Source organism: Streptomyces sp. NPDC020875, from assembly GCF_040641415.1.
Classification (GTDB): Bacteria; Actinomycetota; Actinomycetes; order Streptomycetales; family Streptomycetaceae; genus Streptomyces.
This window is the reverse complement of sequence record NZ_JBFADP010000027.1, coordinates 56272-79815: the sequence shown is the minus strand read 5'-3', so window position 1 is coordinate 79815 and position 23544 is coordinate 56272. Positions and strand designations below refer to the sequence as shown.

Annotated in this window: 18 protein-coding genes; 8 read left to right on the top strand and 10 right to left on the bottom strand. The window is 71.8% G+C overall.

Annotation, left to right across the window (positions count from 1 at the left end; genetic code table 11):
• Nucleotides 1–161 precede the first annotated feature (161 nt).
• From AB0G74_RS17770 to AB0G74_RS17760, 3 genes are all read right to left on the bottom strand, one after another.
• Entirely contained in the window at nt 162–977 is an 816-nt protein-coding gene (locus AB0G74_RS17770; protein WP_361146928.1) for an HAD family hydrolase, read from the bottom strand.
• Entirely contained in the window at nt 974–3394 is a 2421-nt protein-coding gene (locus AB0G74_RS17765; protein WP_361147017.1) for a phosphoribosyltransferase, read from the bottom strand. Before AB0G74_RS17765 ends, AB0G74_RS17770 begins: the two co-directional genes overlap by 4 nt.
• Nucleotides 3395–3590: 196 nt before the next feature.
• Nucleotides 3591–4766, bottom strand: coding sequence for an HpcH/HpaI aldolase/citrate lyase family protein (locus tag AB0G74_RS17760; protein ID WP_361146925.1), 1176 nt, complete (start codon nt 4764–4766; stop codon nt 3591–3593).
• 221 nt (nt 4767–4987) lie between these two features.
• On the opposite strand from AB0G74_RS17760, the gene AB0G74_RS17755 reads away from it, so the two are divergent.
• Nucleotides 4988–5788, top strand: a complete 801-nt coding sequence (locus tag AB0G74_RS17755) for a TerD family protein (RefSeq protein WP_361146922.1) — start codon at nt 4988–4990, stop codon at nt 5786–5788.
• 77 nt (nt 5789–5865) lie between these two features.
• Here AB0G74_RS17755 and AB0G74_RS17750 read toward each other — a convergent pair whose 3' ends face one another.
• From AB0G74_RS17750 to AB0G74_RS17725, 6 genes are all read right to left on the bottom strand, one after another.
• Complete coding sequence (locus AB0G74_RS17750; protein WP_361146919.1) at nt 5866–6603, bottom strand: Tellurium resistance; 738 nt, start codon at nt 6601–6603, stop codon at nt 5866–5868.
• 179 nt (nt 6604–6782) lie between these two features.
• Nucleotides 6783–7913 (bottom strand): DUF475 domain-containing protein, encoded by a 1131-nt coding sequence (locus AB0G74_RS17745; protein ID WP_361146916.1) that lies wholly within the window; start codon nt 7911–7913, stop codon nt 6783–6785.
• A gap of 109 nt (nt 7914–8022) precedes the next feature.
• Nucleotides 8023–8598, bottom strand: a complete 576-nt coding sequence (locus tag AB0G74_RS17740; protein WP_361146913.1) for a TerD family protein — start codon at nt 8596–8598, stop codon at nt 8023–8025.
• 256 nt (nt 8599–8854) lie between these two features.
• Nucleotides 8855–9430 (bottom strand): TerD family protein, encoded by a 576-nt coding sequence (locus AB0G74_RS17735; protein ID WP_361146911.1) that lies wholly within the window; start codon nt 9428–9430, stop codon nt 8855–8857.
• 161 nt (nt 9431–9591) lie between these two features.
• Nucleotides 9592–10050 carry a peroxiredoxin gene (locus tag AB0G74_RS17730; RefSeq protein WP_361146909.1) on the bottom strand — a complete coding sequence of 153 codons (459 nt, stop codon included), beginning with the start codon at nt 10048–10050 and terminating at the stop codon, nt 9592–9594.
• Between the two features lie 317 nt (nt 10051–10367).
• The gene (locus AB0G74_RS17725) at nt 10368–10790 is read right to left on the bottom strand and encodes a DUF3052 domain-containing protein (RefSeq protein WP_361146906.1); all 423 of its coding nucleotides are present in this window, start codon (nt 10788–10790) and stop codon (nt 10368–10370) included.
• 522 nt (nt 10791–11312) lie between these two features.
• On the opposite strand from AB0G74_RS17725, the gene aceE reads away from it, so the two are divergent.
• On the top strand, nt 11313–14060 hold the full coding sequence (aceE, locus tag AB0G74_RS17720; RefSeq protein WP_361146903.1) for a pyruvate dehydrogenase (acetyl-transferring), homodimeric type: 2748 nt from the start codon (nt 11313–11315) through the stop codon (nt 14058–14060).
• Nucleotides 14061–14760: 700 nt separating this feature from the next.
• Here aceE and AB0G74_RS17715 read toward each other — a convergent pair.
• Complete coding sequence (locus AB0G74_RS17715; protein WP_361146900.1) at nt 14761–16374, bottom strand: MFS transporter; 1614 nt, start codon at nt 16372–16374, stop codon at nt 14761–14763.
• Between the two features lie 301 nt (nt 16375–16675).
• Here AB0G74_RS17715 and AB0G74_RS17710 point away from each other — a divergent pair, with 301 nt between their 5' ends.
• From AB0G74_RS17710 to AB0G74_RS17685, 6 genes are all read left to right on the top strand, one after another.
• Nucleotides 16676–17353: a TetR family transcriptional regulator gene (locus AB0G74_RS17710; protein WP_361146897.1), complete on the top strand. Its 678-nt coding sequence runs from the start codon at nt 16676–16678 to the stop codon at nt 17351–17353.
• Between the two features lie 368 nt (nt 17354–17721).
• Nucleotides 17722–18591, top strand: a complete 870-nt coding sequence (locus AB0G74_RS17705; RefSeq protein ID WP_361146894.1) for a DUF4429 domain-containing protein — start codon at nt 17722–17724, stop codon at nt 18589–18591.
• Nucleotides 18592–18887: 296 nt separating this feature from the next.
• On the top strand, nt 18888–20090 hold the full coding sequence (locus tag AB0G74_RS17700) for a sensor histidine kinase (protein ID WP_361147014.1): 1203 nt from the start codon (nt 18888–18890) through the stop codon (nt 20088–20090).
• Nucleotides 20087–20761, top strand: coding sequence for a response regulator transcription factor (locus AB0G74_RS17695; RefSeq protein WP_361146891.1), 675 nt, complete (start codon nt 20087–20089; stop codon nt 20759–20761). The genes AB0G74_RS17700 and AB0G74_RS17695 overlap by 4 nt, the downstream gene beginning before the upstream one ends.
• 453 nt (nt 20762–21214) lie before the next feature.
• On the top strand, nt 21215–22279 hold the full coding sequence (locus AB0G74_RS17690; protein ID WP_361146890.1) for an alpha/beta hydrolase: 1065 nt from the start codon (nt 21215–21217) through the stop codon (nt 22277–22279).
• Nucleotides 22276–23526 carry an acyltransferase gene (locus AB0G74_RS17685; protein WP_361146886.1) on the top strand — a complete coding sequence of 417 codons (1251 nt, stop codon included), beginning with the start codon at nt 22276–22278 and terminating at the stop codon, nt 23524–23526. Before AB0G74_RS17690 ends, AB0G74_RS17685 begins: the two co-directional genes overlap by 4 nt.
• The last annotated feature ends 18 nt before the right edge of the window (nt 23527–23544 follow it).

Below are 23544 nucleotides of genomic sequence, written 5' to 3'. Positions count from 1 at the left end.
GCCGTCCGGTGTCCCGCCGGTGAAAAGGGGCCGCTCCCGAAGGAGCGGCCCCTTTCCACGTCTCCGTACGGCCTTCCCGGCCGCCGGTCGGGTTCTCCGGTGCCCGCACCGGCCCGGACCGCCGACGGCCTACGGGCCCGCCCGCGGTCCGTAGCGCCCGGCTACGGCGCCAGGAACCTGAGGAGGATCTCCTCCCCCGCCGCCACCCCGGTCTCGGCCAGCGCCTCGACCTTCGGTCCGGTCCAGCCGCTGTCGGCGAGTTCGCCGTGGCCCGGCCGCCAGGCCCGGTCGGCCGCCAGCAGCAGATCCGCGTCCAGCAGGGAGTCACCGGCGGCCAGGATCTCGGTGGCCCCGGTCCGCCGGGCCACCTCCCGTACGGCGGCGCTCTTGGTGAGCGGCCGGGGTACGGCGTAGATCTTCCGGCCCTGGAGGGAGACCGTCCAGCCGCGCGGGCCCGCCCAGTCGGCCAGCTCCCCGACCCAGCCGTCCGGCAGCCGGTCCCGGTCGACCACGAGATAGGCGAAGAGGTCCTCGGCGGTCCGTTCCTTCAGCAGCCACGCCGGGTCGGCGACGGCCAGCAGATGGCCGCGGACCTCGGCGAGCGGCGCGCACTCGTCGGTGAGCCGGGCGGCGACCGCCCGCCGCCAGGAGGGGTCGGAGACGCCGTCGACCAGCAGATGGCCGCCGTTGGCGCAGATCGCGTACGCGGGCGGCGGTCCGGGCAGCCGGATCCGGCCGTACTGCTCGCGGGTGCGGGTGGTGCTGGGGACGAAGACGGTCTCGGCGGCGAGCCTCGCCAGCAGTCCGGCCGCGGTCTCGGTGACGTACGAGAGCGGCTTCGACTGGTAGACCTCCAGGCACAGGAGCCGGGGCGCGAGCGCGTCGGGCCCGTCGAGTCCGAGGGCGGCGGCGGAGTAGATCAGCGTACGGTCCAGGTCGCTGGCGACCAGCCGGACGGCGCGGGAACCGGTGGTCACGGCGCGGTCACCGCCTTGCCGTCGGCGCCGGTGGCGCCCCGGGTGTAGCGGGGGTGGATCAGCCCGACGCAGCTGTACGGCAGCTCGCCGACCTCCTCGACGGGTACCCCCCGCTGCTCGGCCAGCAGCCGGACGTGGTCGAGATCGGCACCGGCCCCGGTCCGGGTGAGGATCTTCCACGGGACGCGGCGCAGCAGGACCCGGGTGGTCTCGCCGACGCCCGGCTTGACCAGGTTGAGGTCGTCGATGCCGTACTCGCGGCTGATCCGCTCCACGGCCGCCCAGCCCTCCCAGGTGGGGGTGCGGTCGGCCGCGAGCAGCTCCTTGACGTCGGTGTCGACGGTCCCGGCGACCTCGTCGAAGCGGGCCGCGACGGTGTCGACGAAGTGCCGGGAGACATCGGCGGCCAGGAGTTCGCGGTAGAACTTGGCGCCGTGGTAGTCGTCCGGCCCGACCAGGTCGGCCCGGAGCACGGTCCGCGATATCAGCCCGGAGACGGTGGAGTTGAGGCAGGCCGAGGGGATCAGGAAGTCCTCCCGGGTGCCGTAGGTGGAGACACAGCCGCCGGGGTCGGCGAGGACCGCGATCCGGGGGTCGAAGCCGTCGAATCCGGCGATCGCGGCGGCCAGTTCCCGGGTGATGGCGCCCTTGCCGGTCCAGCCGTCGACGAAGACGACATCGGCCGGGTCGTGGTGGTCGCGGAGCCAGCGCAGGGCGTTGGCGTCGATACCCCGGCCGCGGACGATGGAGACCGCGTAGTGCGGCAGGTCGAGGCCGTGCCGCCGCCGGGCCCAGCGGCGCATCAGTACGCCGACGGGGGTACCGGCCCTGGCCAGGGAGACCAGCACGGGGCGCGGCGAGCGCTCGGCGAGCACGGTCTCGGTGACGGTGCCGACCGCGCGGGCGATCCGGGCGGCGGAGTCGTCCAGGGCGCGCTGGAAGAGGCGCTGGTAGTCGGCGCTGGGCTGGTACTCGATCGGCAGCGACTCGGCGTAGTGCGCGCCGCCGCTCTGGACGGCCTCCTCGCGCTCCTCGGTCGGGGCCTCCAGGGCGACGTCGGAGAGGTCCTGGAGGAGCCAGCCGACGTCATCGGGGTCGTAGGAGGAGAAGGTGGGGCCGCGCAGCGGCTCGGACAGCATGGCGGCCCTTTCGGGAGCGGTTCGCGGCGCCGGTACGTGACTGGGCACCACGGCCAGCAGGACGTGCGGGGTGTGCTGGGCGAGGGCGGCCAGCAGTCCGCCGGGGGCGTGCAGCGCCGGGGTGTCGGCGGTGGAGTCCACCACGGCGACGACCGCGTCGAAGCCGGCGCCCGCCACGTTGTAGGCGTAGCGGTCGCCGGGGCCGTCGGCGGGGTCGTCGTGGGCGGGGAAGGTGATCCTGGTGCGGATCGCGTAGCCGGGGTCGTCGACGGCGAGTACCGGTGAGCGGGTGGTGGTGGAGTACCGCACCTCGGCCCCGATGGCCCGCTCCAGTCCGGCGGCCAGCCGCAGCGGGGCGTACATCAGCTCCTCGAAGCCGAGTACGAGGATCCGTCCGGTGTCGCGTACGGCGCCGGGCAGGGCGGCGGCGACGGCCCCGGCCAGCTCGGGCAGGGCGTGGTCCAGGGTCTCCCGGTGGGCCGGGAGGAAGCCGTGGCGACCGCCGTCGGGGAGCCCGGCGGGCCAGGGCAGGGCCACCCGCCGGACCCCGGTGGCGGCGGGCGCGGGGGCGGGTTCCGGGGCGGACCAGCTCTCCACCAGCGCCCGGCCCTTCTCCAGGACGCCGTCGGGGAGGGTGACCGTACCGGAGGCGAGGGCGATCAGGTCGACCCGGGCGCCCAGCTCGGCGGCGAAGGCGGTGAGCCGGTCGCGGTCGGCCGGGGAGCGCATGTCGACCAGGGCGACGACGACGTAGTGGTCGCGGGGGAAGCTCTCGTGGACGGCCCGGATGGTGTTGAGGACCGTGTTGCCGGTGGAGAACTCGTCGTCCACCAGGACCAGCGGTCCCGGGCGGGCCAGCAGCTCGGGGTCCTCGGGCAGCAGGAGGTGGGACGAGTGGTGGGAGTGGGCCTCCTCGAATCCGCCCGCGGCCGCCACGGACGGTATCGGGCGGCGGGTGGAGTGCAGATAGGGCGCGAGGCCCACCCCGTCGGCGACCGCGTGGCCGAGTCCGGTCGCGGTCTCCGCGTAGCCGAGGACGACGGCCCGGGCCGCCTCCCGGTCGCCGATCAGCTCCCTGACCCGCACGCCCAGGTCGTGTCCGGCGCCGTAGACGACGGCCGGGGACCGGGGGACGTGCTTGCCGAGCACATTGGAGACGAGCAGATGGGCCCGTTTGGGGTTGCGGCGCAGGGCCATGCCGAGCAGGGACCGCAGCCGCTCGTCCCCCTCAAGACCGACGCCGAGCCGCTCGGCGACCCATCGTCCCGACCACACCATCGCGTCCGTTCCCTCCGTCACTGCCGTTTCCGCCGTCCCTGCCGTCACTGTGATTTCCGGCGCTCGCGCCGGTTTCGCCGATGTCCGCGTTGAAGTCCGCGTTGAAGTCCGCGCCGATTTCACGGGGCCCCGTCCCGGGCCCGGGACACGCCGGGGCCGTCCGCCGGGGCCGCGGCGCCCGCTGCCGTACCTCCGGTCATGAGGCCGCGTGCCCGGCCCTGAGCAGCTCCACGAAGCCGACGTCGTCCCGGGCCACACCGAAGGCCGCCGCCCGCAGCAGGGTGCGTTCGGCCCAGGCGCGGTGCGGCTTCACCTCGTTCATCTTGTTGGTGTACGCGGACCGCAGCACCCCGCCGCCGTCCCGTTCGGGACGGAGGATGTCCTGTGCGTCGCTGAACTCCTCGTGGCTGACGACCGAGAGCGCGTGGACGGGCAGCACGTGCGAGGGGTGGATACAGGTCTTGCCGGTGAGCCCGTTGGCCCGGTCGAGTTCGATCTCCCGGAGCAGCCCGTCGAGGTCGTGCTCGATCAAAGTGGTCCGCAGCTCGTCGGCCCGGCCCTCCATGAACGGGCTCCGGCGGAGCTGGGGCTTGAACATCCGCTCCTGGAGCCGGAAGTACTCCCAGACGGGTCCGGTCACGGTGTAGCCGGTGCCGTCGGCCCGGCCGAGGACATTGACCACATCGGCGATCACGGAGGCGACGATATGGACGTCGTACGCGGTCATGTCCGGCGAGCGGCGCAGCCCGTAGGCGGAGCAGAAGTCGGTCACCCCGAGCCGGAGGGCGAGGATCCGGTCGCGGTACTCGTCGACGGTGGCCGCGATCCCGGCGAGGGTGCGGGCCCTGGTCTCCAGATGGAGCAGTTCGGGGGATTCCAGGACGGGCATGGCGAAGAGGCGGTGGCCGCTGCCGGCCTCGGCCGCGGTCAGGGCCTCCAGGAAGGGCGTACCGCGTTCCTCGGTGAACTTCGGCAGGACGAACCCGGAGAGCTGCCGAATCGATTCTCCGAACCGTTTCGCCAGGTCGGGGATCTGTCCGGGCTCCCGGACCCGGATGAAGAGGAGCGGCAGCGCGGCCCCGGCCACCGCCCGGGCGTCGAGATCGGCGAACTGCCGGACGAGGTTCTCCTCGGCGGCCGGGACCTCGGCGTCGTCGATCGAGTCCTCCAGACAGACCACCATCGAGACCACACCGTGACCGGCCTGCTTGAGGATGTCGTCGGCGAGCCGGGGCCTGGTCGCCGGGCTGTAGAGGGTGGCTCCGAGGGCGGCGGCGAGCACCCGGGCCGACGAGCCCGCGGTGAACTCGATGGGCTCCCGGTGGAACAGACGCTGCCGGACGGCAGGAGACAGCTGCCCGAAATGACGCATGTGGATCCCCCGAGACTGGTGGCGGCCTGCCCGACTGACGTGGCCGGTAATAGTACGTAGAAGAGCATGGCGCGGGTTCCCCGCCCCGATGAACACCGGGTTACCCCGGCACGTCCTTCCGGTGTACGGCGCCGGGGCACACCCCCCGCCGCCCGGGCGCCGCCCGCCCGGCCGTGCTCCCGCGTTGTCCGTCCGGCCCCGGGGGAGGCAGGATGGCGGACATGACGCACGCGATGGTGAAGGGCTCCAACGTGGCGCTGGACGCCGCGGCCGTACGGGTGGTGCTGCGCTGGACGCCCGGCCCCGGCGTCCCCGACGTGGACGCCTCCGCGCTGCTGCTCGGCGCGGACGCCCGGGTCCGCTCCGACGAGGACTTCGTCTTCTACAACCAGCCCCGGCATCCGTCCGGCCTGGTCAGGCGGCTGTCGAAGAAGCGGGTCGGGGAGCGGCTCACGGACACCGTCGAGGCGGATCTCGCGGCGCTCGACCCCTCCGTCGACCAGATCGTGCTCGCCGCCTCCTCGGACGGCGACACCTTCCGGCTGGTCACCGATCTGCGGATCGCGCTTTACGACGCCGGGGCCGCGGGCGGCGAACCGCTGGCGGTCTTCGAGGTCCGGCCCGAGACGGGCCAGGAGAACGCGATCATCTGCGGTGAGCTGTACCGGCGCGGGGACGCCTGGAAGTTCCGGGCGGTGGCCCAGGGCTATCCGACCGGCCTGGTGGGGCTGGCGACCGCGTTCGGGATCTCGGTGGACGAGGCCGAACCGGAGACCGGAACCGGGCCGGGACAGGCCGCCGCTCCCCCGGCCGCACCCGCCGCCGTGCCCACCGCGCCCGCGCGGGGCGGCGTACGGGTCCCGCCGCCGCCCGCGCATCCGCCCGCCGCCGTACCCGCCGCGGCCCGGACCGGGGCCCGGGCCGTCCCCGACGGCTATCCCCTGCCGCAGCCGTCCGGCGCGCCCGCGCCCGGCCGGGAGTTCCGGATGCCGCCGATGGGTCCGCAGTTCGTCCGCTCCTGAGCGGACCGCCGTCCCGGGACCGTGCGCCGGTCCCGGGCCGATGGCCGCCGGGGCGGTGCCGTACGGCCCCGGGGCCGCTACGCCTTGCTCTTGTAACCGCGGCCCCATTGGAGGCCCCATCCGTAGAGCCGGTCGAGCTCTGCCTGGAAGCCGTAGACGAACCTCACCTCACGGCGGACGACCAGATTCCCCTTGGTGTTGTCCAGACTGAACACCGCGCAGGAACGGGCCTGCGGGGCCCGCTCGTCCAGTTCGACCTCGACCCGGGGACCGCTGCTGGGGTAGAGGGTGACCAGGGCGTGCGTCCGGTCGAACGCCGGGGTCTGGTCGTAGATGTAGACGAAGAAGAGCAGCCGTTTGATCTCCTCGTGATGGTCCAGATTGACATAGATCGTCTCACCGGAGCCGGAGCCGAAGCGGTCGTCGCCGCTGCCCTTCACATAGGGCGGCTCATGGGTGGAGCCGAGGAAACCGCCGAGCGGCTGCACCACGCCCTTGGTGCCGTCGGCCAGCTCGTAGAGGCAGCCGAGGTCGAGGTCGACATTGACCATGCCCTGGGTGTGGGCCTGGACCACCTCGGGCTTGAAGAGCTGGAGCGGCCGGCGCAGCAGCTGGCCGCTCTGCCGGGAGCGGCCCTCGATGTCCGAGGTCCGCATCCGCCAGGAGAGATTGACCCGCAGATGGCCGCTGGCCGCGCCCTGTTCGGCCAGCGAGACCGTCGGCCGTCGTTTGGTCAGTGAGATCGTGTTCGCCGCGGCGGTGCCGATGTCGAACTGGTTCGCCCTGCCGCGCAGGAGACCGTCCCAGAAGGCCATGTGTCGCCCACCCCCAAGTGGTGTGTCGGTGGACCGTGCCGTGGTCCACGGACCGTCTGTCGGATCCCCCCGTCCCCGCTCTCCCCGTCTCACGCGGCGCGCGGGCGCCGCGCGGGGCGGTTCCGGAGCCCGTGCCCCGGGAACCGCCCCGCAGAGAGAGTTCCGCAATCAGCCGGTCGTCACACCCCGGCGCCGGAGTGTGGCCGGGCCTTTTCGGCCTCCAGTGCGACGGCCCTGTTGCGTTGGATCGAGGACCAGAAGGACCAGGCGATCAGCAGGACGCCGACGGAGCCGGTGATGAACTCGTTGATCTCGAACCGGATGGTGATCAGCAGCAGGGCGGCGAGCGCGCCGATGGCGTAGTGCGCGCCGTGCTCCAGATAGACGTAGTCGTCGAGGGTGCCCTCGCGGACCAGGTAGACCGTGAGGGACCGGACGTACATCGCGCCGACACCGAGGCCGATGGCCATCAGGACGATGTCGTTGGTGATGGCGAAGGCGCCGATGACCCCGTCGAAGGAGAACGACGCGTCGAGGACCTCCAGGTAGAGGAACATGAAGAAGGCGGCCTTGCCGCCGACCTGGAGGACGGTGACCTGCTTGCCGCTCTTGCGGGCGGCCTCCTCGGCCTCGTGCTCCCGCTCCTCCGACTCCTCCAGCTTGTTCTCGAAGTAGCCGGAGAGTCCGCCGACGACGAGATAGGTGATCAGACCGCCGATTCCGGCCAGCAGTACGGTCTCGGTCTTGTCCTGGGCGCCGGTGTGGGTGTGGGCCTCGGGCGCCAGGAAGATCGCGCTCAGCAGCAGTACGACCAGGGCGACGCAGACCGACAGCATGTCGACCTTGCCGAGCTTGGCCAGCGGGCGCTCCAGCCACCCCAGCCACTTGATCTCCCGGTCCTCGAAGACGAAGTCCAGGAAGATCATCAGCAGGAACATGCCACCGAAGGCGGCGATGGACGCATGGGCGTCCGTGACCAGTTCCTCGTACTTGTCCTTGTCGTTGAAGGCCAGTTCGACGGCCTCGATCGGGCCGAGGCTGGCCGAGAGGGCGACGATCACGACGGGGAAGACGAGCCGCATACCGAAGACGGCGATGAGGATGCCGATGGTGAGGAAGATCTTCTGCCAGAAGGCATTCATCTTCTTCAGGATCCCGGCGTTGACCACCGCGTTGTCGAAGGAGAGCGAGATCTCCATGACGCACAGGATCGCCACGAGTCCCAGGGCGGCCCAGCCGCCGTAGAACACCGCGGCGACCAGGCCGAGCGCGGTAACCGCGAACGACCAGCCGAAGGTTTTCAGAACCACTTCTACCCAATCCTGTTAGGTGGGGTCCCCCGAAGTCCCCCGGGTAGTCCGTGGGAGGGTTCGCCCCGCACGGTCGGGGCGGGGCGCAACCCCCGCCCCGTGTGCGGCTTTACGAGACATTGACCCCGAAGTCTAGGGCGATACCCCGCAGTCCCGACGCGTACCCCTGACCGACCGCGCGGAACTTCCACTCTCCGCCGTAGCGATACAACTCGCCGAAGATCATCGCGGTCTCCGTGGAGGCGTCCTCACTCAGGTCGTAGCGGGCGAGTTCCTGACCGTCGGCCTGGTTGACCACTCGGATAAAAGCATTGCTGACCTGGCCGAACGCCTGACCCCGATTTTCCGCGTCATGGATCGAGACCGGAAAGACGATCTTGTCCACGGCGGCCGGGACCAGAGTGAGATCCACGATCAGTGATTCGTCATCACCGTCACCATCACCGGTGAGATTGTCGCCGGTGTGTTCGACGGAGCCCTCGGGGCTCTTGAGATTGTTGTAGAAGACGAAGTACTCGTCGCCCAGTACGCGGCCGTTCCCGCACAGCAGCGCGCTGGCGTCGAGGTCGAAATCGGCTCCGGTGGTGGAGCGCGCGTCCCAGCCGAGGCCGATGAGTACCTGGGTGAGATTCGGCGCGGCCTTGGAGAGGGAGACATTGCCTCCCTTGGCGAGTGTGACGCCCATGATTGGTCCTCCCCACAATGACCTGTGTCGTCGGATGCCCCCCGGGCCCTTCGGCGGGCGGGATCCGGGCGGGTTCGGGCCCCGCCCGGTACGGGGCCCCCGCCCCGTACCCGGCCGCCTCGGGGCGCGACCACCGGCCGCGTGAGGCACGTCCGGCGCCGCACGAGAGGCGCGGCGCCGGACGGTTGTCGCTCTGTTCGGAGTGCTCCGCCGGTTCGGAACAGCCGCCTGTCGAACCGTTCCGCCGGGAGCGGTGTCAGACGTTGACGCCGAAGTCCTGGGCGATCCCGCGCAGACCGGAGGCGTATCCCTGGCCGATGGCCCGGAACTTCCACTCGGCGCCGTTGCGGTACAGCTCGCCGAAGACCATCGCGGTCTCCGTCGAGGCGTCCTCGGTCAGGTCGTAACGCGCCAGCTCGTTGTTGTCGGCCTGGTTGACCACGCGGATGAACGCGTTGCGCACCTGACCGAAGGACTGCTGGCGGTTCTCGGCGTCGTAGATCGAGACCGGGAAGACGATCTTGTCGACCTCGGCAGGCACACCCGCCAGATTGACCTTGATCTGCTCGTCGTCGCCCTCGCCCTCACCGGTGAGGTTGTCACCGGTGTGCTCCACGGAGCCGTCGGGGCTCTTGAGGTTGTTGAAGAAGACGAAGTTGCCGTCCACGGCGACCTTGCCCTGGTCGTTCGTCAGCAGGGCGCTGGCGTCCAGGTCGAAGTCCGTACCGGTGGTGGTACGGACGTCCCAGCCGAGGCCGACCGTGACGGCGGTCAGTCCGGGCGCGGCCTTGGTCAGCGAGACGTTGCCGCCCTTGCTGAGGCTGACTCCCACGAGTCCCTCCATTGGTGTCCAGGGGCAGCGCCCCCGTCATGCTTTTCGTGTCGGATCAACGAGCCGATCCTAGTGACCGGGCCCCTTGTGGCACAGGCTTTCGGCCGGGTGGACGTCCGAACCCGCCCGGCCAGAGCCGACGACGCCGCCGCCGCGAAACCTCAGAGGGTCTCCAGCGCCTTGGCGTACTCGTTCAGGTCGCGGGCGTCCGGCAGCGCGTTCACCACACTCCAGCGGACGGTCCCCTCCTTGTCGATGACGAAGGTGCCGCGTACGGCGCAGCCCTTCTCCTCGTCGAAGACACCGTAGGCACGGGAGACCTCGCCGTGCGGCCAGAAGTCGGAGAGCAGCGGATACTCCAGGCCCTCCTGCTCGGCGAAGACCCGCAGGGTGTGCATGGAGTCGTTGGAGACGGCCAGCAGCTGGGTGTTCTCGTTCACGAACCGGGGCAGCTCGTCCCGGAGCGCGCACAGCTCACCGGTGCAGACACCGGTGAAGGCGAACGGGTAGAAGAGGAGGACCACGTTCTTCTCGCCCCGGTAGTCGGCGAGCCGGACGGTCCGGCCGTGGTTGTCCTTGAGGGTGAAATCGGGGGCCTTGGTGCCGACCTCGATGGCCATGACGTGTGGGTTCCTTCCGCCGGTCCCGTTCGGTCGTTCGGGTGCCGTCCGGGCGGCGGGCCGCGGCGCGGGGCCGCCCGGGTGACGGTCCCCACCCTAAGCGGACCCGGCGGGCGCCGGCCGGGGACCCCCGGAGGGCGGCGGTACGGCACCCGGGCCGGACGGTACGGCTCCGGGCCGGGGCACGGCGGTACGGCGGTACGGCTCCGGGCCCTCGGTCCGGCGGGGCCGGAAACGGCCGGATCCCCCGCGGCGATGCCACGGGGGATCCTGGGCCGCCCGGGCGGGGGCGGCGATACGGCGCGCGAGGGCGCCGGTCAGCGCTTGGGGGCGATCAGCTTCGTACCGACCCAGTCCTTGGCCACGCTGATGCTCTTGGTCTGCGACAGCCCTGCCGTCTGGGCGGCGTCGTTGATGTCGCTGGGCTCCACGTAGCCGTCCCGGCCGGTCTTGGGTGTGAGCAGCCAGATCCGGCCGCCCTCGTCCAGCAGGCCGATGGCGTCCACCAGGACATCCGTCAGGTCGCCGTCCTCGTCACGGAACCAGAGGAGGACGACATCCGCGACGTCGTCGTACTCCTCGTCCACCAGTTCCTGACCGATGACGGACTCGATACCCTCGCGGAGATCCTGGTCGGCGTCGTCCTCGAAGCCGATCTCCTGGACCACCTGTCCGGGCTCGAACCCCAGCCTCGTGGCCGGGTTGGTCCGCTCCTCCGCGTGGTCCGCGGTCGCGCTCACGGCTTGCCTCCTGATCATGTTCGGTAGATGCTGCGTCCGCGCGCGGGCGCGCGGCGTTTGGCCGTAGTCCACACGGGCGGGGCGGATCGCGCAAGTACCCGGCCGCCCGGACCGCCGAAACGGTGACGTTTGCGCCCGTCTCGACGCAACTCCCGACACGTACGACCAAGAGGCCGCGACGTGGTCCGGAGCATTCGGCCGCCTTTGCAGCATACGACGCATTCCCGTCCCGTTCCCGACGACCTCCGCCCGGGCCACCCGAACGGGACGTCCGTTCACCACGGGCGTATGGTTCGTATTTGTACAACCTTGCGAATCGAGCTGTATAAAAGCCGGTTACCTCGGGGTAGAGATGACGTTTCCCGTCCCGAGGTACACGATGGGAGGCGGTGCGGCGCGCCCGGGGCGGCCGCGACCCGCCCACGGCACCGTCGGTACCGCCCGGAATCCCGGGGCCCCGGGGGTGGACAGGGGTCCTCACGGGACTCGGTCCGCCGACCCTCCGAGCAGCGAAGGAACAGCGTGGCTTCCGGAGCAGATCGCAACCCGATCATCATTGGCGGCCTTCCCAGCCAGGTCCCCGACTTCGATCCCGAGGAGACGAAGGAGTGGCTGGACTCACTCGACGCGGCCGTGGACGAGCGGGGCCGGGAACGGGCCCGCTATCTGATGCTGCGGCTCATCGAGCGGGCCCGGGAGCGCCGGGTGGCCGTGCCGGAGATGCGCAGCACGGACTATGTGAACACCATCGCCACCAAGGACGAACCGTTCTTCCCCGGCAACGAGGAGATCGAACGGAGGGTCCTCAACGCCACCCGCTGGAACGCCGCGGTGATGGTCTCCCGCGCGCAGCGCCCCGGGATCGGGGTCGGCGGCCACATCGCCACCTTCGCCTCCTCCGCCTCCCTCTACGACGTGGGCTTCAACCACTTCTTCCGGGGCAAGGACCGCGGCGACGGCGGCGACCAGATCTTCTTCCAGGGCCATGCCTCGCCCGGAATCTACGCCCGGGCGTTCCTGCTGGACCGGCTCTCGGAGGCCCAGCTCGACGCCTTCCGTCAGGAGAAGTCCAAGGCCCCGAACGGGCTCTCCAGCTATCCGCACCCCCGGCTGATGCCGGACTTCTGGGAGTTCCCGACCGTATCGATGGGCCTCGGCCCGATCAGCGCGATCTACCAGGCCCGGATGAACCGCTATCTGCACGCCCGGGGCATCGCGGACACCTCGGACTCCCAGGTCTGGGCCTTCCTCGGCGACGGCGAGATGGACGAGCCCGAATCCCTCGGCCAGCTCTCCATCGCCGCCCGTGAGGGGCTGGACAATCTCACCTTCGTGGTGAACTGCAACCTCCAGCGCCTCGACGGTCCGGTCCGCGGCAACGGCAAGATCATCCAGGAGTTGGAGTCCCAGTTCCGCGGGGCCGGCTGGAATGTCATCAAGCTCATCTGGGACCGCTCCTGGGACCCGCTGCTGGCCCAGGACCGCGACGGGCTGCTGGTGAACAAGCTGAACACCACCCCGGACGGCCAGTTCCAGACCTACGCCACCGAGACCGGCGGCTATATCCGGGACCACTTCTTCGGCGGCGACCAGCGGCTGCGCGCCATGGTCGAGAACATGACCGACGAGCAGATCCTCCATCTGGGGCGCGGCGGCCACGACCACCGCAAGGTGTACGCGGCGTTCAAGGCGGCCAAGGAACACAAGGGCCAGCCGACGGTGGTACTCGCCCAGACGGTGAAGGGCTGGACGCTCGGCCCCAACTTCGAGGGCCGCAACGCCACCCACCAGATGAAGAAGCTGACCGTCGACGACCTCAAGCGGTTCCGGGACCGGCTGCACATCCCGATCCCGGACTCGAAGCTGGAGGACGGGCTGCCGCCGTACTACCACCCGGGCCCGGACTCCGAGGAGATCCAGTACATGCACGACCGGCGCCGGGCGCTGGACGGCTACGTACCGAGCCGGGTCGTCCGGTCGAAGCCGCTGACACTGCCGGACGACAAGACGTACGCCACCGTCAAGAAGGGCTCCGGCCAGCAGTCGATCGCCACCACCATGGCCTTCGTCCGGCTGCTGAAGGACCTGATGCGGGACAAGGAGATCGGGCGCCGCTTCGTCCTGATCGCGCCCGACGAGTACCGCACCTTCGGAATGGACTCCTTCTTCCCCAGCGCCAAGATCTACAACCCGCTGGGGCAGCAGTACGAGTCCGTCGACCGTGAGCTGCTGCTCGCGTACAAGGAGTCACCGACCGGGCAGATGCTCCACGACGGGATCTCCGAGGCGGGCTGTACGGCGTCCCTGATCGCCGCCGGATCGTCCTACGCGACCCACGGCGAGCCTCTGATCCCGGTCTACGTCTTCTACTCGATGTTCGGCTTCCAGCGGACCGGCGACCAGTTCTGGCAGATGGCCGACCAGCTCTCGCGCGGCTTCGTCCTCGGCGCGACCGCCGGGCGGACCACCCTCACCGGAGAGGGCCTCCAGCACGCCGACGGCCACTCCCAGCTGCTGGCCTCCACCAACCCGGGATGCGTCGCCTACGACCCCGCGTTCGGCTTCGAGATCGCGCACATCGTCCAGGACGGGCTGCGCCGGATGTACGGCGGCGACGCGGAGCACCCGCACGGCGAGGACGTCTTCTACTACCTCACCGTCTACAACGAGCCCATCCGGCACCCGGCCGAGCCCGACGACGTCGACGTCGAGGGCATCCTCAAGGGCGTCCACCGCTACCGGGCGGGCGACGCGGGCCGGATCCCCGCCCAGATCCTGGCGTCCGGGGTGGCCGTGCCCTGGGCGATCGAGGCGCAGCGGATGCTCGCCGAGGAGTGGGACGTACGGGCCGACGTCTGGTCCGCCACGTCCTGGAACGAACTCCGGCGCGAAGCCGTCGAAGCCGACCGGCACAATCTGCTCCACCCGGACGAGGAACAGCGCGTCCCGTACGTCACCCGGAAACTGGGCGGCGCGGAAGGCCCGTTCGTCGCGGTCTCCGACTGGATGCGGTCCGTACCGGACCAGATCGCCCGCTGGGTCCCCGGCCGGTACACATCCCTCGGCGCGGACGGCTTCGGCTTCGCCGACACCCGGGGCGCGGCCCGCCGCTGGTTCCACATCGACGCGCCGTCGATCGTCCTCGCGGTCCTCACCGAGCTGGCGGCCGACGGCAAGGTCGACCGCTCGGTCCTGAAGCAGGCGGTCGACCGCTACCAGCTCCTGGACGTGTCGGCGGCGGACCCGGGGCCGGAGGGCGGCGACGCGTAGTCGCCTCCCGCTGGGGGTCCCCTGTCCCGACGGCCCCGCGCCCCGGAGTTCTCCCCGGGGCGCGGGGCCGTCGCCGTCCGGCCTCCAGCCCGGCGGCGGCTCGCCCTGCGGGGCAATGCCGTCAGCCGATCGCACCCCGCCCGGAGGGGCTGTTCTTGTTCGCGGTCTGCGGACCGTGGATGGCTGGTCGCGCAGTTCCCCGCGCCCCTGGGTTGCCTTTCTCACCGCCCTTGCGGAGAGTCGGGCCCCTTTCCCAGGGGGCGGGCTGAGGAGAGCATTTAGGGGCGCGGAGAACTGCGCGAACGGCCACGACGGTGGCGCGGACCGCGAACTACACCAGGCCGCCGGGCGAGACCCGGGGTTGTGGGCCTCACCCGGAGGGCCAAGGCGCTGGGGGTCCCCCCATTGCCGAAGGCATAGGGGGCGGAACTGCGCGACAAGCCACGACGGTGGCGCGGACCGCGAACAACATCAGACCGCCGGGCGAGACCCGGGGTTGTGGGCCTCACCCGGAGGGCCAAGGCGCTGGGGGTCCCCCCATAGCCGAAGGCATAGGGGGCGGAACCGCGCGAACAGCCACGACGGTGGCGCGGACCGCCGACAACAGCAAGCCGCCGGGCGAGACCCGGGTAGTGGGCCTCACCCGGAGCGCCGAGGCCCTCCGGGCGCGGGCCGGGACGGGGCGCCGGGGCCCCCGGGGTCAGATGTGGGGTGTGCCGCCGCCCGCGGGGGTGTTCGTGCCGCGCTTGGTGAGGAGGGCGACGAAGATCGCGACCGCGGAGACGCCCGCCGCGACCAGGGACGCCAGGCCCATGCCGGAGAGGAACGTCTCGTGGGCCACGTCCGCGATCTTCGCGGCGATCTCCGGCGGGGTGCCGGGTGCCACCGGCGGGACTCCGACCTGGACCGCTTCCGCGGCCTTGTCGAGGTTGTGGCCGGTGAGCGGCGGCAGGCCCGCGTCCGTCCAGTTGCCCGCGAGGTCGTTGTCGACCTTGGAGGCCATGACCGCGCCGAGGACGGCCGTACCGAGCGCGCCGCCGATCTGCATGGCGGCCTGCTGGAGGCCGCCCGCCACGCCGGAGAGCTCCATCGGCGCGTTGCCGACGATGACCTCGGTCGCGCCGACCATGACCGGCGCGAGGCCGAGGCCGAGGAGGGCGAACCAGATCGACATCACGCCGCTGCTGGTGCCCTTGTCGAGGGTCGACATCCCGAACATGGCGATGGAGGTGAAGATCATTCCGGCCGCCAGCGGGATCCGGGGACCGGTCTTGGTGATGACCGCGCCCGCCAGCGGTGAGCCGACGATCATCATGCCGGTGAGCGGCAGCAGGTGGAGTCCGGCGTCGACGGGCCCGAGTCCGTGCACGTTCTGCAGGTAGAAGGTGACGAAGAAGAGTCCGCCCATGAAGGAGATGGCCATCAGGACCATCAGGACGGTACCGGCGGCCAGCGGTACGGAGCGGAACAGCTTCATCGGGATCAGCGGCTCGGCGACCCGGTTCTCCCAGACCGCGAAGACCGCGAAGAGCACGACCGCCGCGACGATGAAGCCCCAGGTCTTGGCGCCGCCCCAGCCCCAGCCGTCCTCGGGTGCCTTGATCAGGGCCCAGACGAGGCAGAACATCGCGGTGGAGAGCAGGGCGATACCGGGGACGTCGAAGGAGCGCGGCGCGTTCTCGGCGCGGTGGTCCTTGAGGATCAGTACGCCGAGGACGACCGCGAGGATGCCGACGGGCACGTTGATGAAGAAGACGGACTGCCAGCTGACCTTCTCGACCAGGAGACCGCCGACGATGGGCCCGCCCGCGGTGGACGCGCCGATCACCATGCCCCAGATACCGATCGCCATGTTCAGCTTCTCGGCCGGGAAGGTGGCCCGGAGCAGTCCGAGCGCGGCGGGCATCAGCAGGGCGCCGAAGAGGCCCTGGAAGACCCGGAAGAGGATCACCATGGCGATCGAGTCGGAGAAGCCGATCGCGGCGGACGCGGCGGCGAAGCCGACGACTCCGACGAGGAAGGTCTGCCGGTGGCCGAAGCGGTCACCGAGCTTGCCCGCGGTGATCAGGGTCACGGCCAGGGCGAGGAAGTAGCCGTTGGTGATCCACTGGACGTCGGCGAAGGTGGCGCCGAGGTCCTTGGCTATCTCGGGGTTGGCGATGGCGACGATCGTGCCGTCCAGGGCGACCATCATCACGCCGATGGCCACGGCGAACAGCGTCAGCCAGGGGTGGCCGCGGAGCCCTCCGGCCGCCGCCGGGAGGGCGCCCTCGGGTTCTCTCGGCGCTTTTTCGATGGTGGTCTGACTAGTCATACCGGAGAGCGTAGTGACAGCGACTGACACTTGACCCGCGATTTTATTCGTCGGTTACTGTCAACTAGGTCACATGTACGCTGGCCGCGGCCGTGCCACGGGACCATCCGGCGCGACGGGACTCGAAGACCGTCACACCGGGGCCGGGCCCGGCCGTGCGGCGGTACGGCAGTACGGCCGGGCCGCGGTACGGATGACATATCCGGATACGGACACCACGGGGCGCGCGCCGGGGGCGCCGGGCCCATCCGGTCGTCGGGCCACGGAGACGATCGACACGACCATCGAGTGAGGGCATGAGGTGACGGTCGGGCCGGCGGAGGCCGGCGGACTGCGCGAGCGCAAGAAACGGCGGACCCGGGACACCCTGGCGCGGGCGGCGCTGGAACTGTTCACGACCAAGGGGTTCGACGAGACCACGGTCGACGAGATCGCGGAGGCGGCGGAGGTCTCGCAGCGGACCTTCTTCCGCTACTACGCGAGCAAGCTGGAGGTCGCCTTCGCCGTCCAGGAGATCACCGAGCTGCACTTCGTCGACGCCCTGCGGGCCCGGCCGCCGGAGGAGCCGCCGTTCGAGGCGATGCGGCAGGCCGTGGCGACCGCCTGGGACACGATCGCGGTCGCCATCGGGGACGTCGTACCGCTCCAGTTGCATATGCGGATGTATCTGGTGGTGGAGTCCACCCCGTCCCTGCTGGCGGTCCATATCCGCCGGTCCCTGGCGACGGAGGAGACGATCGGCCGGATCATCGCCGAACGGGAGGGGGTCGACATCGACGAGGATCCCCGGGTCCGGGTGGCGGTCGCGGCCTTCGGCGGCGCGATGCGGGTCGCGGGGCGGCTGTGGAGCGAGGGCGACGACCACAGCGCGGAGGCGATCCGCGATTTGACGTCGCGCTATATGGACCATCTGGTTCCGTCGCTGGCGGGCCCCTGGCGGAGCCGAAGCGCGGGCGGGACCGCCGCGCGCCGGGGGTGAAACCCCGCGTGCGCCGGGGATCCGGGCGCTGGTGCGGAGATCCGTACGGAGTCCGCCCCGGTACGCGGAACCCGTGGACGGAGCCCGTACGGCCCGGGAACCGGAACGCGGCGGCGGCCCCGGCGACCGGCCGTCCGGTAGGGGCAATCGGCCACGGAGACGGTTTCACGCCAAAAACCCGGGAACCACTGGACAGAGGCTCCCGAACCCGGCTCACTGAACCGACGTACGGGGCGAGGCAGCCGCCCGGAGCCGCCCCCGCCGCCACTTTTCCGGTGAAGCAGCGGCCTGACGCGCGTAGAACATCATCGGAAGCCCACCGCTCCGAAGGGGCGACGTGACGGCGCCCGCCCCCTACGATGATGCGTATGGGTGATGTACTGGCCGGAATTCAAGCCACATGGGAGTTCGAGTCCGACTCCGTGCTCATCCGCTATGAACGGGGACACCGCACGCCGAAGCTGTTTCAGGCGCTCCGAGAACGCCGCATCCCCCACGAGGCGTTGGCGTCGGTGACACTCACCCCGGGCAAGCGGGGGACGCATGTCCTGCGAGCACGGCCACGGCCCGGCGCCGATCCGCTGATGGCGGCGGCCGCGGGCCAGCTGAGGGAGGGGAACGATCCGTACCGGATGGTGCTCCCCGCCGACCGGGAGGACGCCGCCGTCCACTTCCTCGACGCGCTGCGGGCCGTACTGCCCGCCGACGCCGACCAGCCCGCCGTACGGTACGTGGTGGCGGCGCCCGGCTCCCCCATCGCGTTCAAGGCGTATGACGCGCGGGCGTCCTTCGACGGCCGCTATGTGGACTTCCGCTGGTCCCGTACCGGCGCCTCGTCCACGAAGTGGAAGGCGGGCGACCAGAGTTTCGCGGTGGGCGAGCTGAGCGGGGTCGAATGGCGCGCCCCCGAGGGCCTCGACGGCTATCTCCGGCTGCTCCGCCGGACCCCGGACCGGGCCGCGCCGGCCGATGTCGCCGCCGACAAGGATCCGGCGGCGGTCGTCTTCGGGCTCCGCAACGGCTCGCTCCACGAGTCGCTGCCGTTCGCCGCCGCGGTCCTGGAGTCCGTCCAGCGCTCCGGCCCCGCCCCGGCCCTCGCCCTGGCCGCCGCCACCGCCCGCCGCGACCCGGCGGACATCGCCGAACGGATCCGGCACCTGGGCGAGCTGCGGGACGCGGGCCTGGTCACGGACGAGGAGTTCACCTCGAAGAAGACGGAGCTGCTGGCGGAGCTGTGACGGCGGCGCCCCGGGGCCGAGGCGGGGGGGCCGGGTTCCCGGCGGAGTTCCGGCGCGCGCCCGGGGTTCCCGGCGGGGTTCCGGGACGTGCCCGTGGGCCGATGTCGTACCCGGGTATGACATCCGACCACCCCCCGGAGTACGACGCCGGGCCCGGCCCGGTTGCCTAGGCTGACGGGGTGACCAGCCCCGCCGACCCTCCCGCCTCCCCGCAGACCCCGCTGTGGCGTACGGTCCGCGAGCAGCTCGTCCTGCTCGTCCGGGCCGTACGCACCCCGTCCCACGCGGCGACCCCGCTGTTCGCCGACGCGCCGAGGGCCCTCGCGCGGCGCGCCCCGTACGCGGTCGCGCTCGCCGCCGTCGCGGTCCTGCTGCCAACCTCCGTGGTCCTGCTCACCGACGGCTACGCCCTGACCGGGGCGGTGGCGGGCGCTCTGGCCGTCGCCCAGACCACACCCCTGCTGCTGGCGGTGACCCGGCCGCTCCAGGCGTGGTGGGTGGTCTTCGCGGCCGATGTGGCCGGGGCCGCGTCCCTGACGGGCGAGGAGACCATGGGCCGGTCCTGGCCCTGGCCGCCGACGGTGATCGTCGGCTATCTGATCCTGATGGCACTGCTCGGCCTGCGGGAGTCCCGGCACACCCTGGTCGCGGTCTGGCTGGCGACCGGGATCGCCGGGGTCGTCTTCGAACTCGTCCGCTCCGATCTGAGCGACGGCTCCTGGCTGCTGCTGTTCGTGCTGGCCGGGGTGGTGCTGCTGGCGGCGGGCGCGCTGCGGGAGCGGAGCGACGTACAGCGGCGGCTGACGGCCCAGCAGTCCATCAGCGAGACCGAACGGGCCCGCCGCACCCTGCTGGAGGAGCGGGCCAGGATCGCCCGGGAACTCCATGACGTCGTCGCCCACCACATGTCCGTGATCACCGTCCAGGCCGACTCGGCGCCCTATCGGATCGACGGCCTCCCGGACGCGGCCCGGGAGGAGTTCACCACGATCGCGTCGAGCGCCCGGGAGTCGCTGGCCGAAATGCGGCGGCTGCTGACCGTGCTGCGGAACGACGGCACCGGCGGCGAACTGGTGCCGCAGCCCGGGATCGACCGGATCCAGCAGCTGGTGGAGGCCACCGTCCGGGCCGGGGTGCCCGCGGAACTGTCCCTCAGCACCGGGCCGGAGGCCGTACCGCAGACGGTCGATCTGTCGGCGTACCGGATCGCGCAGGAAGCCCTGGCGAATGTCGTACGGCACGCGCCGGGCGCGGCCACCCGGGTCTCCGTACTCTCCGACGGCACCGATCTGACGGTCCTGATCGTCAACGGTCCCCCCGCTGAACCGGCCGCCGGACCCCTGGAGCCGGCGGGCACCGGCCACGGCCTGGTCGGTATGCGGGAACGCGTACGGTTGACGGGCGGCACACTGGACACCGGTCCGCTGCCCGACGGCGGTTTCCGGGTGGCCGCGCGTCTGCCGCTGACCGGGCCCGGGACGGGGGAGGGGACCGCGTGACGATCCGCCTGATCATCGTCGACGACCAGGCCATGGTCCGGGCCGGATTCGCGGCGCTGCTCGCCGCGCAGCCCGATATCGACGTGGTGGGCGAGGCGGCGGACGGGCGGGCCGGGGTGGAAGTGGCCAAAACCGTCCACCCGGACGTGGTCCTGATGGACGTCCGGATGCCCGAGATGGACGGTCTCGCGGCGGCGCGGGCGATCCTCGACCCGTCGACGGGGGCGACCCGCCTCCCCAAGGTGTTGATGCTCACCACCTTCGACGTGGACGACTATGTGTACGAGGCGCTGCGCGCCGGGGCGTCGGGCTTCCTCCTCAAGGACGCTCCCCCGGCGGACCTGATCTCGGCGGTCCGGATCGTCGCGGCGGGCGAGGCGCTGCTGGCGCCCTCGGTGACGCGCCGTCTGATCGCCGACTTCGCCGCCCAGCGCCCGGCGCCGCGCCGGGACCCGTCCCTGCGTCTCAAGGGCCTGACGCCCCGTGAGACGGAGGTACTGGAACTCATCGCCAGGGGCCTGTCCAACCAGGAGATCGCGGCGAGGCTGATCGTCGCGGAACAGACGGTGAAGACCCATATCGGCCGGGTCCTGGCCAAACTCGACCTCCGCGACCGCGCGCAGGCCGTCGTCTTCGCCTACGAATCGGGCCTGGTCCGGCCGGGAGAGTGAGCCGGGGCCGGTTCAGGGGGCACCGGGTCCCCCCATTGCCCCATAGCTCCCCCGCCGGTGACAGGCCGAGGCGCCTCGCGCGAACGCGGCCGTAGAGCCGGGCGTTCGCGGCCCGCGGCCCGGCCGTGGCTTGTCGCGCGGTTCCTCCCCTATGCCTTCGGCAATGGGGGACCCCCAGCGCCTCGGCCCTCCTGGGCAACGCCCACTACCCGGGCTCCGCCCCGCAGGCTGATGTCGTTCGCGGCCCGCGAACCGGCCGTGGCTTGTCGCGCGGTTCCCCTGACAGCCCTCACCCGCCCGCCCCTGAACCAGCGGGACGGGATGGGCCCGCCCCTACTCCGGTATGACATACGCGTTGGCTCCCCGGTGGGACGTACCGGGAGGCGTTCCGTTCCTACCTTCCCTCCGTCGCACCCCCGCACCGGCGTGGGTGGCTGAGGGAGGGGAACGGCGATGCGCCGGTTCAAGAGGGTTCTGCTGGGGGTCGTATTCGCCGTCTCCGCCGTCGCGGGTACCGCGGGCTGGGCTTCGGGGAACGCGCAGCGGCCCGTCACCGGGCCGCCGCCCGGCGCCGCCGCGTGGAGCGCCGACCGGTCGCTGGGGCGGGCGCTGCCTGACCCGGCGCAAACCGAGCCCGAGCGGGTCGCCGCCTTCTTCGCGGGCCTGACGCCCGCCGAGCGCCGGCTGCTCGTGGCGCGGCATCCGCTGATCGTCGGCAACCTCGACGGCGTACCGGTCGCCCTGCGGTACGAGGCCAACGCGCGGGCCGTGCGCGGTACCCCGTACGAACGGCTGGCCCGCGACGGCCGCCGCGTCCTGGCCTTCGACCCGCGCGGCCGGGGGCAGGTCGCCGAGGTGTACGGGGATCTGGCCACGGCCCGCCGGGTGGCGGTGGTCGTACCGGGTTCGGACACCGACGCGGGAAGCTTCGACCGGCCGGGCAAGGGCCACCGGGTGGTCGCGGGCATGGCGAAGGCCCTGCGGGACGCGACCGTACGGACCACCGGGCCCGCCGCCGGTCGAAACGGCGGGACCGCCGTGATCGCGTGGACCGGCTACACCACCCCCGTCGGTGTCGGGATCGATGCCGCCACCGGTGGTCTCGCCGAGGCCGGGGCCCCTCGGCTGGCCCGCTTCACCCGGGGCCTGACCGCCGTCGGCGCGCCCCGCCCGAGTCTCTTCTGCCACAGCTACGGCTCCGTCGTCTGCGGTCTCGCCGCCGCCGACGCGCACGCCTCGGACATCGTCGTGCTCGGCGCGCCGGGGATGCGCGCGGACTCCGTCGCCGACCTGGACACCGACGCCCGGGTATGGGCCGCCAGGAACGCGGACGACTGGATCGCCCGGGTGCCGAACGTCGAACTCCTCGGGCTGGGCCACGGCGAGGACCCCGTCTCCGGCGGGTTCGGCGCCCGCCGGGTCCCGGCGCGGGAGGCGGCGGGCCACGACGGCTACTTCGCGCCCGGTACCGACTCGCTCCGCGCCTTCGCCGCGATCGCCCGGGGAGAGTCCCGATGACGACCGCCCACCACGTCCGGCCGACCCGCCCGCCCCGCCGGTTCGCCTCGTACACCGCGTTCGCCGGGAAGATCGAGCGCCGGACCCCCGCCGGCCGGGACCGCGCGATCGACGGGCTGCGGGCGATCGCGCTGCTCGCCGTACCGCTCGGGCACTGGCTGCTCGGCGGGCTCGAACTCGGCGGCGACGGCGCCCTGCGCAATGCCAGCCCGCTGAGCGCCTTCGGCTTCTTCGCCCCGGTGAGCTGGGTACTCCAACTGCTGGGGATCTTCTTCCTGGTCGGCGGGTACGCCTCCGTCCGCTCCTACCACCGCAGGACCGGCTCGGCCGCCGCCTGGCTGCGGGGCCGCGTGGCCAGGCTGGGGCGGCCCGTTCTCGGGGTGGCGGCCGTCTGGGCGGTCCTGATCCCGGTGCTGTACGCGCTGGGCGTGCCGGGGACGACGCTGCGTACCGGGTCGACGCTGGTGGTCCAGCCGCTCTGGTTCGTCGGTGTCTACACGGTCGTCACGGCCCTGACCCCGTACTGCGTCCGGGCCTCCCGGGCGCTGGGGATCCGGGCGGCGGCCCCGCTGCTGCTGATCGTCGCGGTGGTCGATCTGCTGCGGTACGGGCCGTGGAGCGATTCCGTGCCGTCGTGGCTGAGCGTGCTCAACATCCTGCCGGGGTGGCTCTTCGCCTATCAGCTGGGCGTGATCTGGGGCGAGGGCCGGATCGACCGGGTACGGGCCCGGGTCCTGCTGATCGGTGGCGTGGCGCTGTTCGCCGTACTGCTGCTGTTCTTCGGCTATCCGGCGTCCATGGTCGGCGTCCCCGGGGAGCCGCGCACCAACTCGCATCCGCCGTCGCTGCTGGTCCTGGCGCTGGCGGCGGCGCAGAGCGGGGCGGCGATCCTGCTCCGCGACCGGCTCGGCGCGCTGCTGACGCGGCGGCCGGGGCTGTGGGCGCCGGTCGTGGTGGTCAATCTGTCGGCGATGACGATCCTGTGCTGGCACCAGACGGCGATGCTGGCGGCGGCGGTCCCGGCTTCGTACGCGGGCGCGCTCCCCGGCCTGACAACGGCGCCGGACACCCTGGGCTGGGTGGTGGCGCGGATGGCGTGGCTGCCGATGTTCGCGGGGCTGCTGCTGCTGATCGGCCGGTACGTAAGGGTCTTCGAGCCCCCGTGGCACCGGGCCCGCCCGGCGACCCGCGCGCTGGCGGCCGCACTGGCGACGGCCTTCGCGCTCTACGCGCTGTACCCGGCGTAGCAGGGGGTTGAGGAACAT

Excerpts from the sequence above, each read along its gene's own strand:
- AB0G74_RS17765 (WP_361147017.1), bottom strand. The coding sequence starts at position 3,394 with ATGGTGTGGTCGGGACGATGGGTCGCCGAGCGGCTCGGCGTCGGTCTT.
- AB0G74_RS17760 (WP_361146925.1), bottom strand. The coding sequence starts at position 4,766 with ATGCGTCATTTCGGGCAGCTGTCTCCTGCCGTCCGGCAGCGTCTGTTC.
- AB0G74_RS17755 (WP_361146922.1), top strand. The coding sequence starts at position 4,988 with ATGACGCACGCGATGGTGAAGGGCTCCAACGTGGCGCTGGACGCCGCG.
- AB0G74_RS17750 (WP_361146919.1), bottom strand. The coding sequence starts at position 6,603 with ATGGCCTTCTGGGACGGTCTCCTGCGCGGCAGGGCGAACCAGTTCGAC.
- AB0G74_RS17740 (WP_361146913.1), bottom strand. The coding sequence starts at position 8,598 with ATGGGCGTCACACTCGCCAAGGGAGGCAATGTCTCCCTCTCCAAGGCC.
- AB0G74_RS17730 (WP_361146909.1), bottom strand. The coding sequence starts at position 10,050 with ATGGCCATCGAGGTCGGCACCAAGGCCCCCGATTTCACCCTCAAGGAC.
- AB0G74_RS17715 (WP_361146900.1), bottom strand. The coding sequence starts at position 16,374 with ATGACTAGTCAGACCACCATCGAAAAAGCGCCGAGAGAACCCGAGGGC.
- AB0G74_RS17705 (WP_361146894.1), top strand. The coding sequence starts at position 17,722 with ATGGGTGATGTACTGGCCGGAATTCAAGCCACATGGGAGTTCGAGTCC.
- AB0G74_RS17690 (WP_361146890.1), top strand. The coding sequence starts at position 21,215 with ATGCGCCGGTTCAAGAGGGTTCTGCTGGGGGTCGTATTCGCCGTCTCC.
- AB0G74_RS17685 (WP_361146886.1), top strand. The coding sequence starts at position 22,276 with ATGACGACCGCCCACCACGTCCGGCCGACCCGCCCGCCCCGCCGGTTC.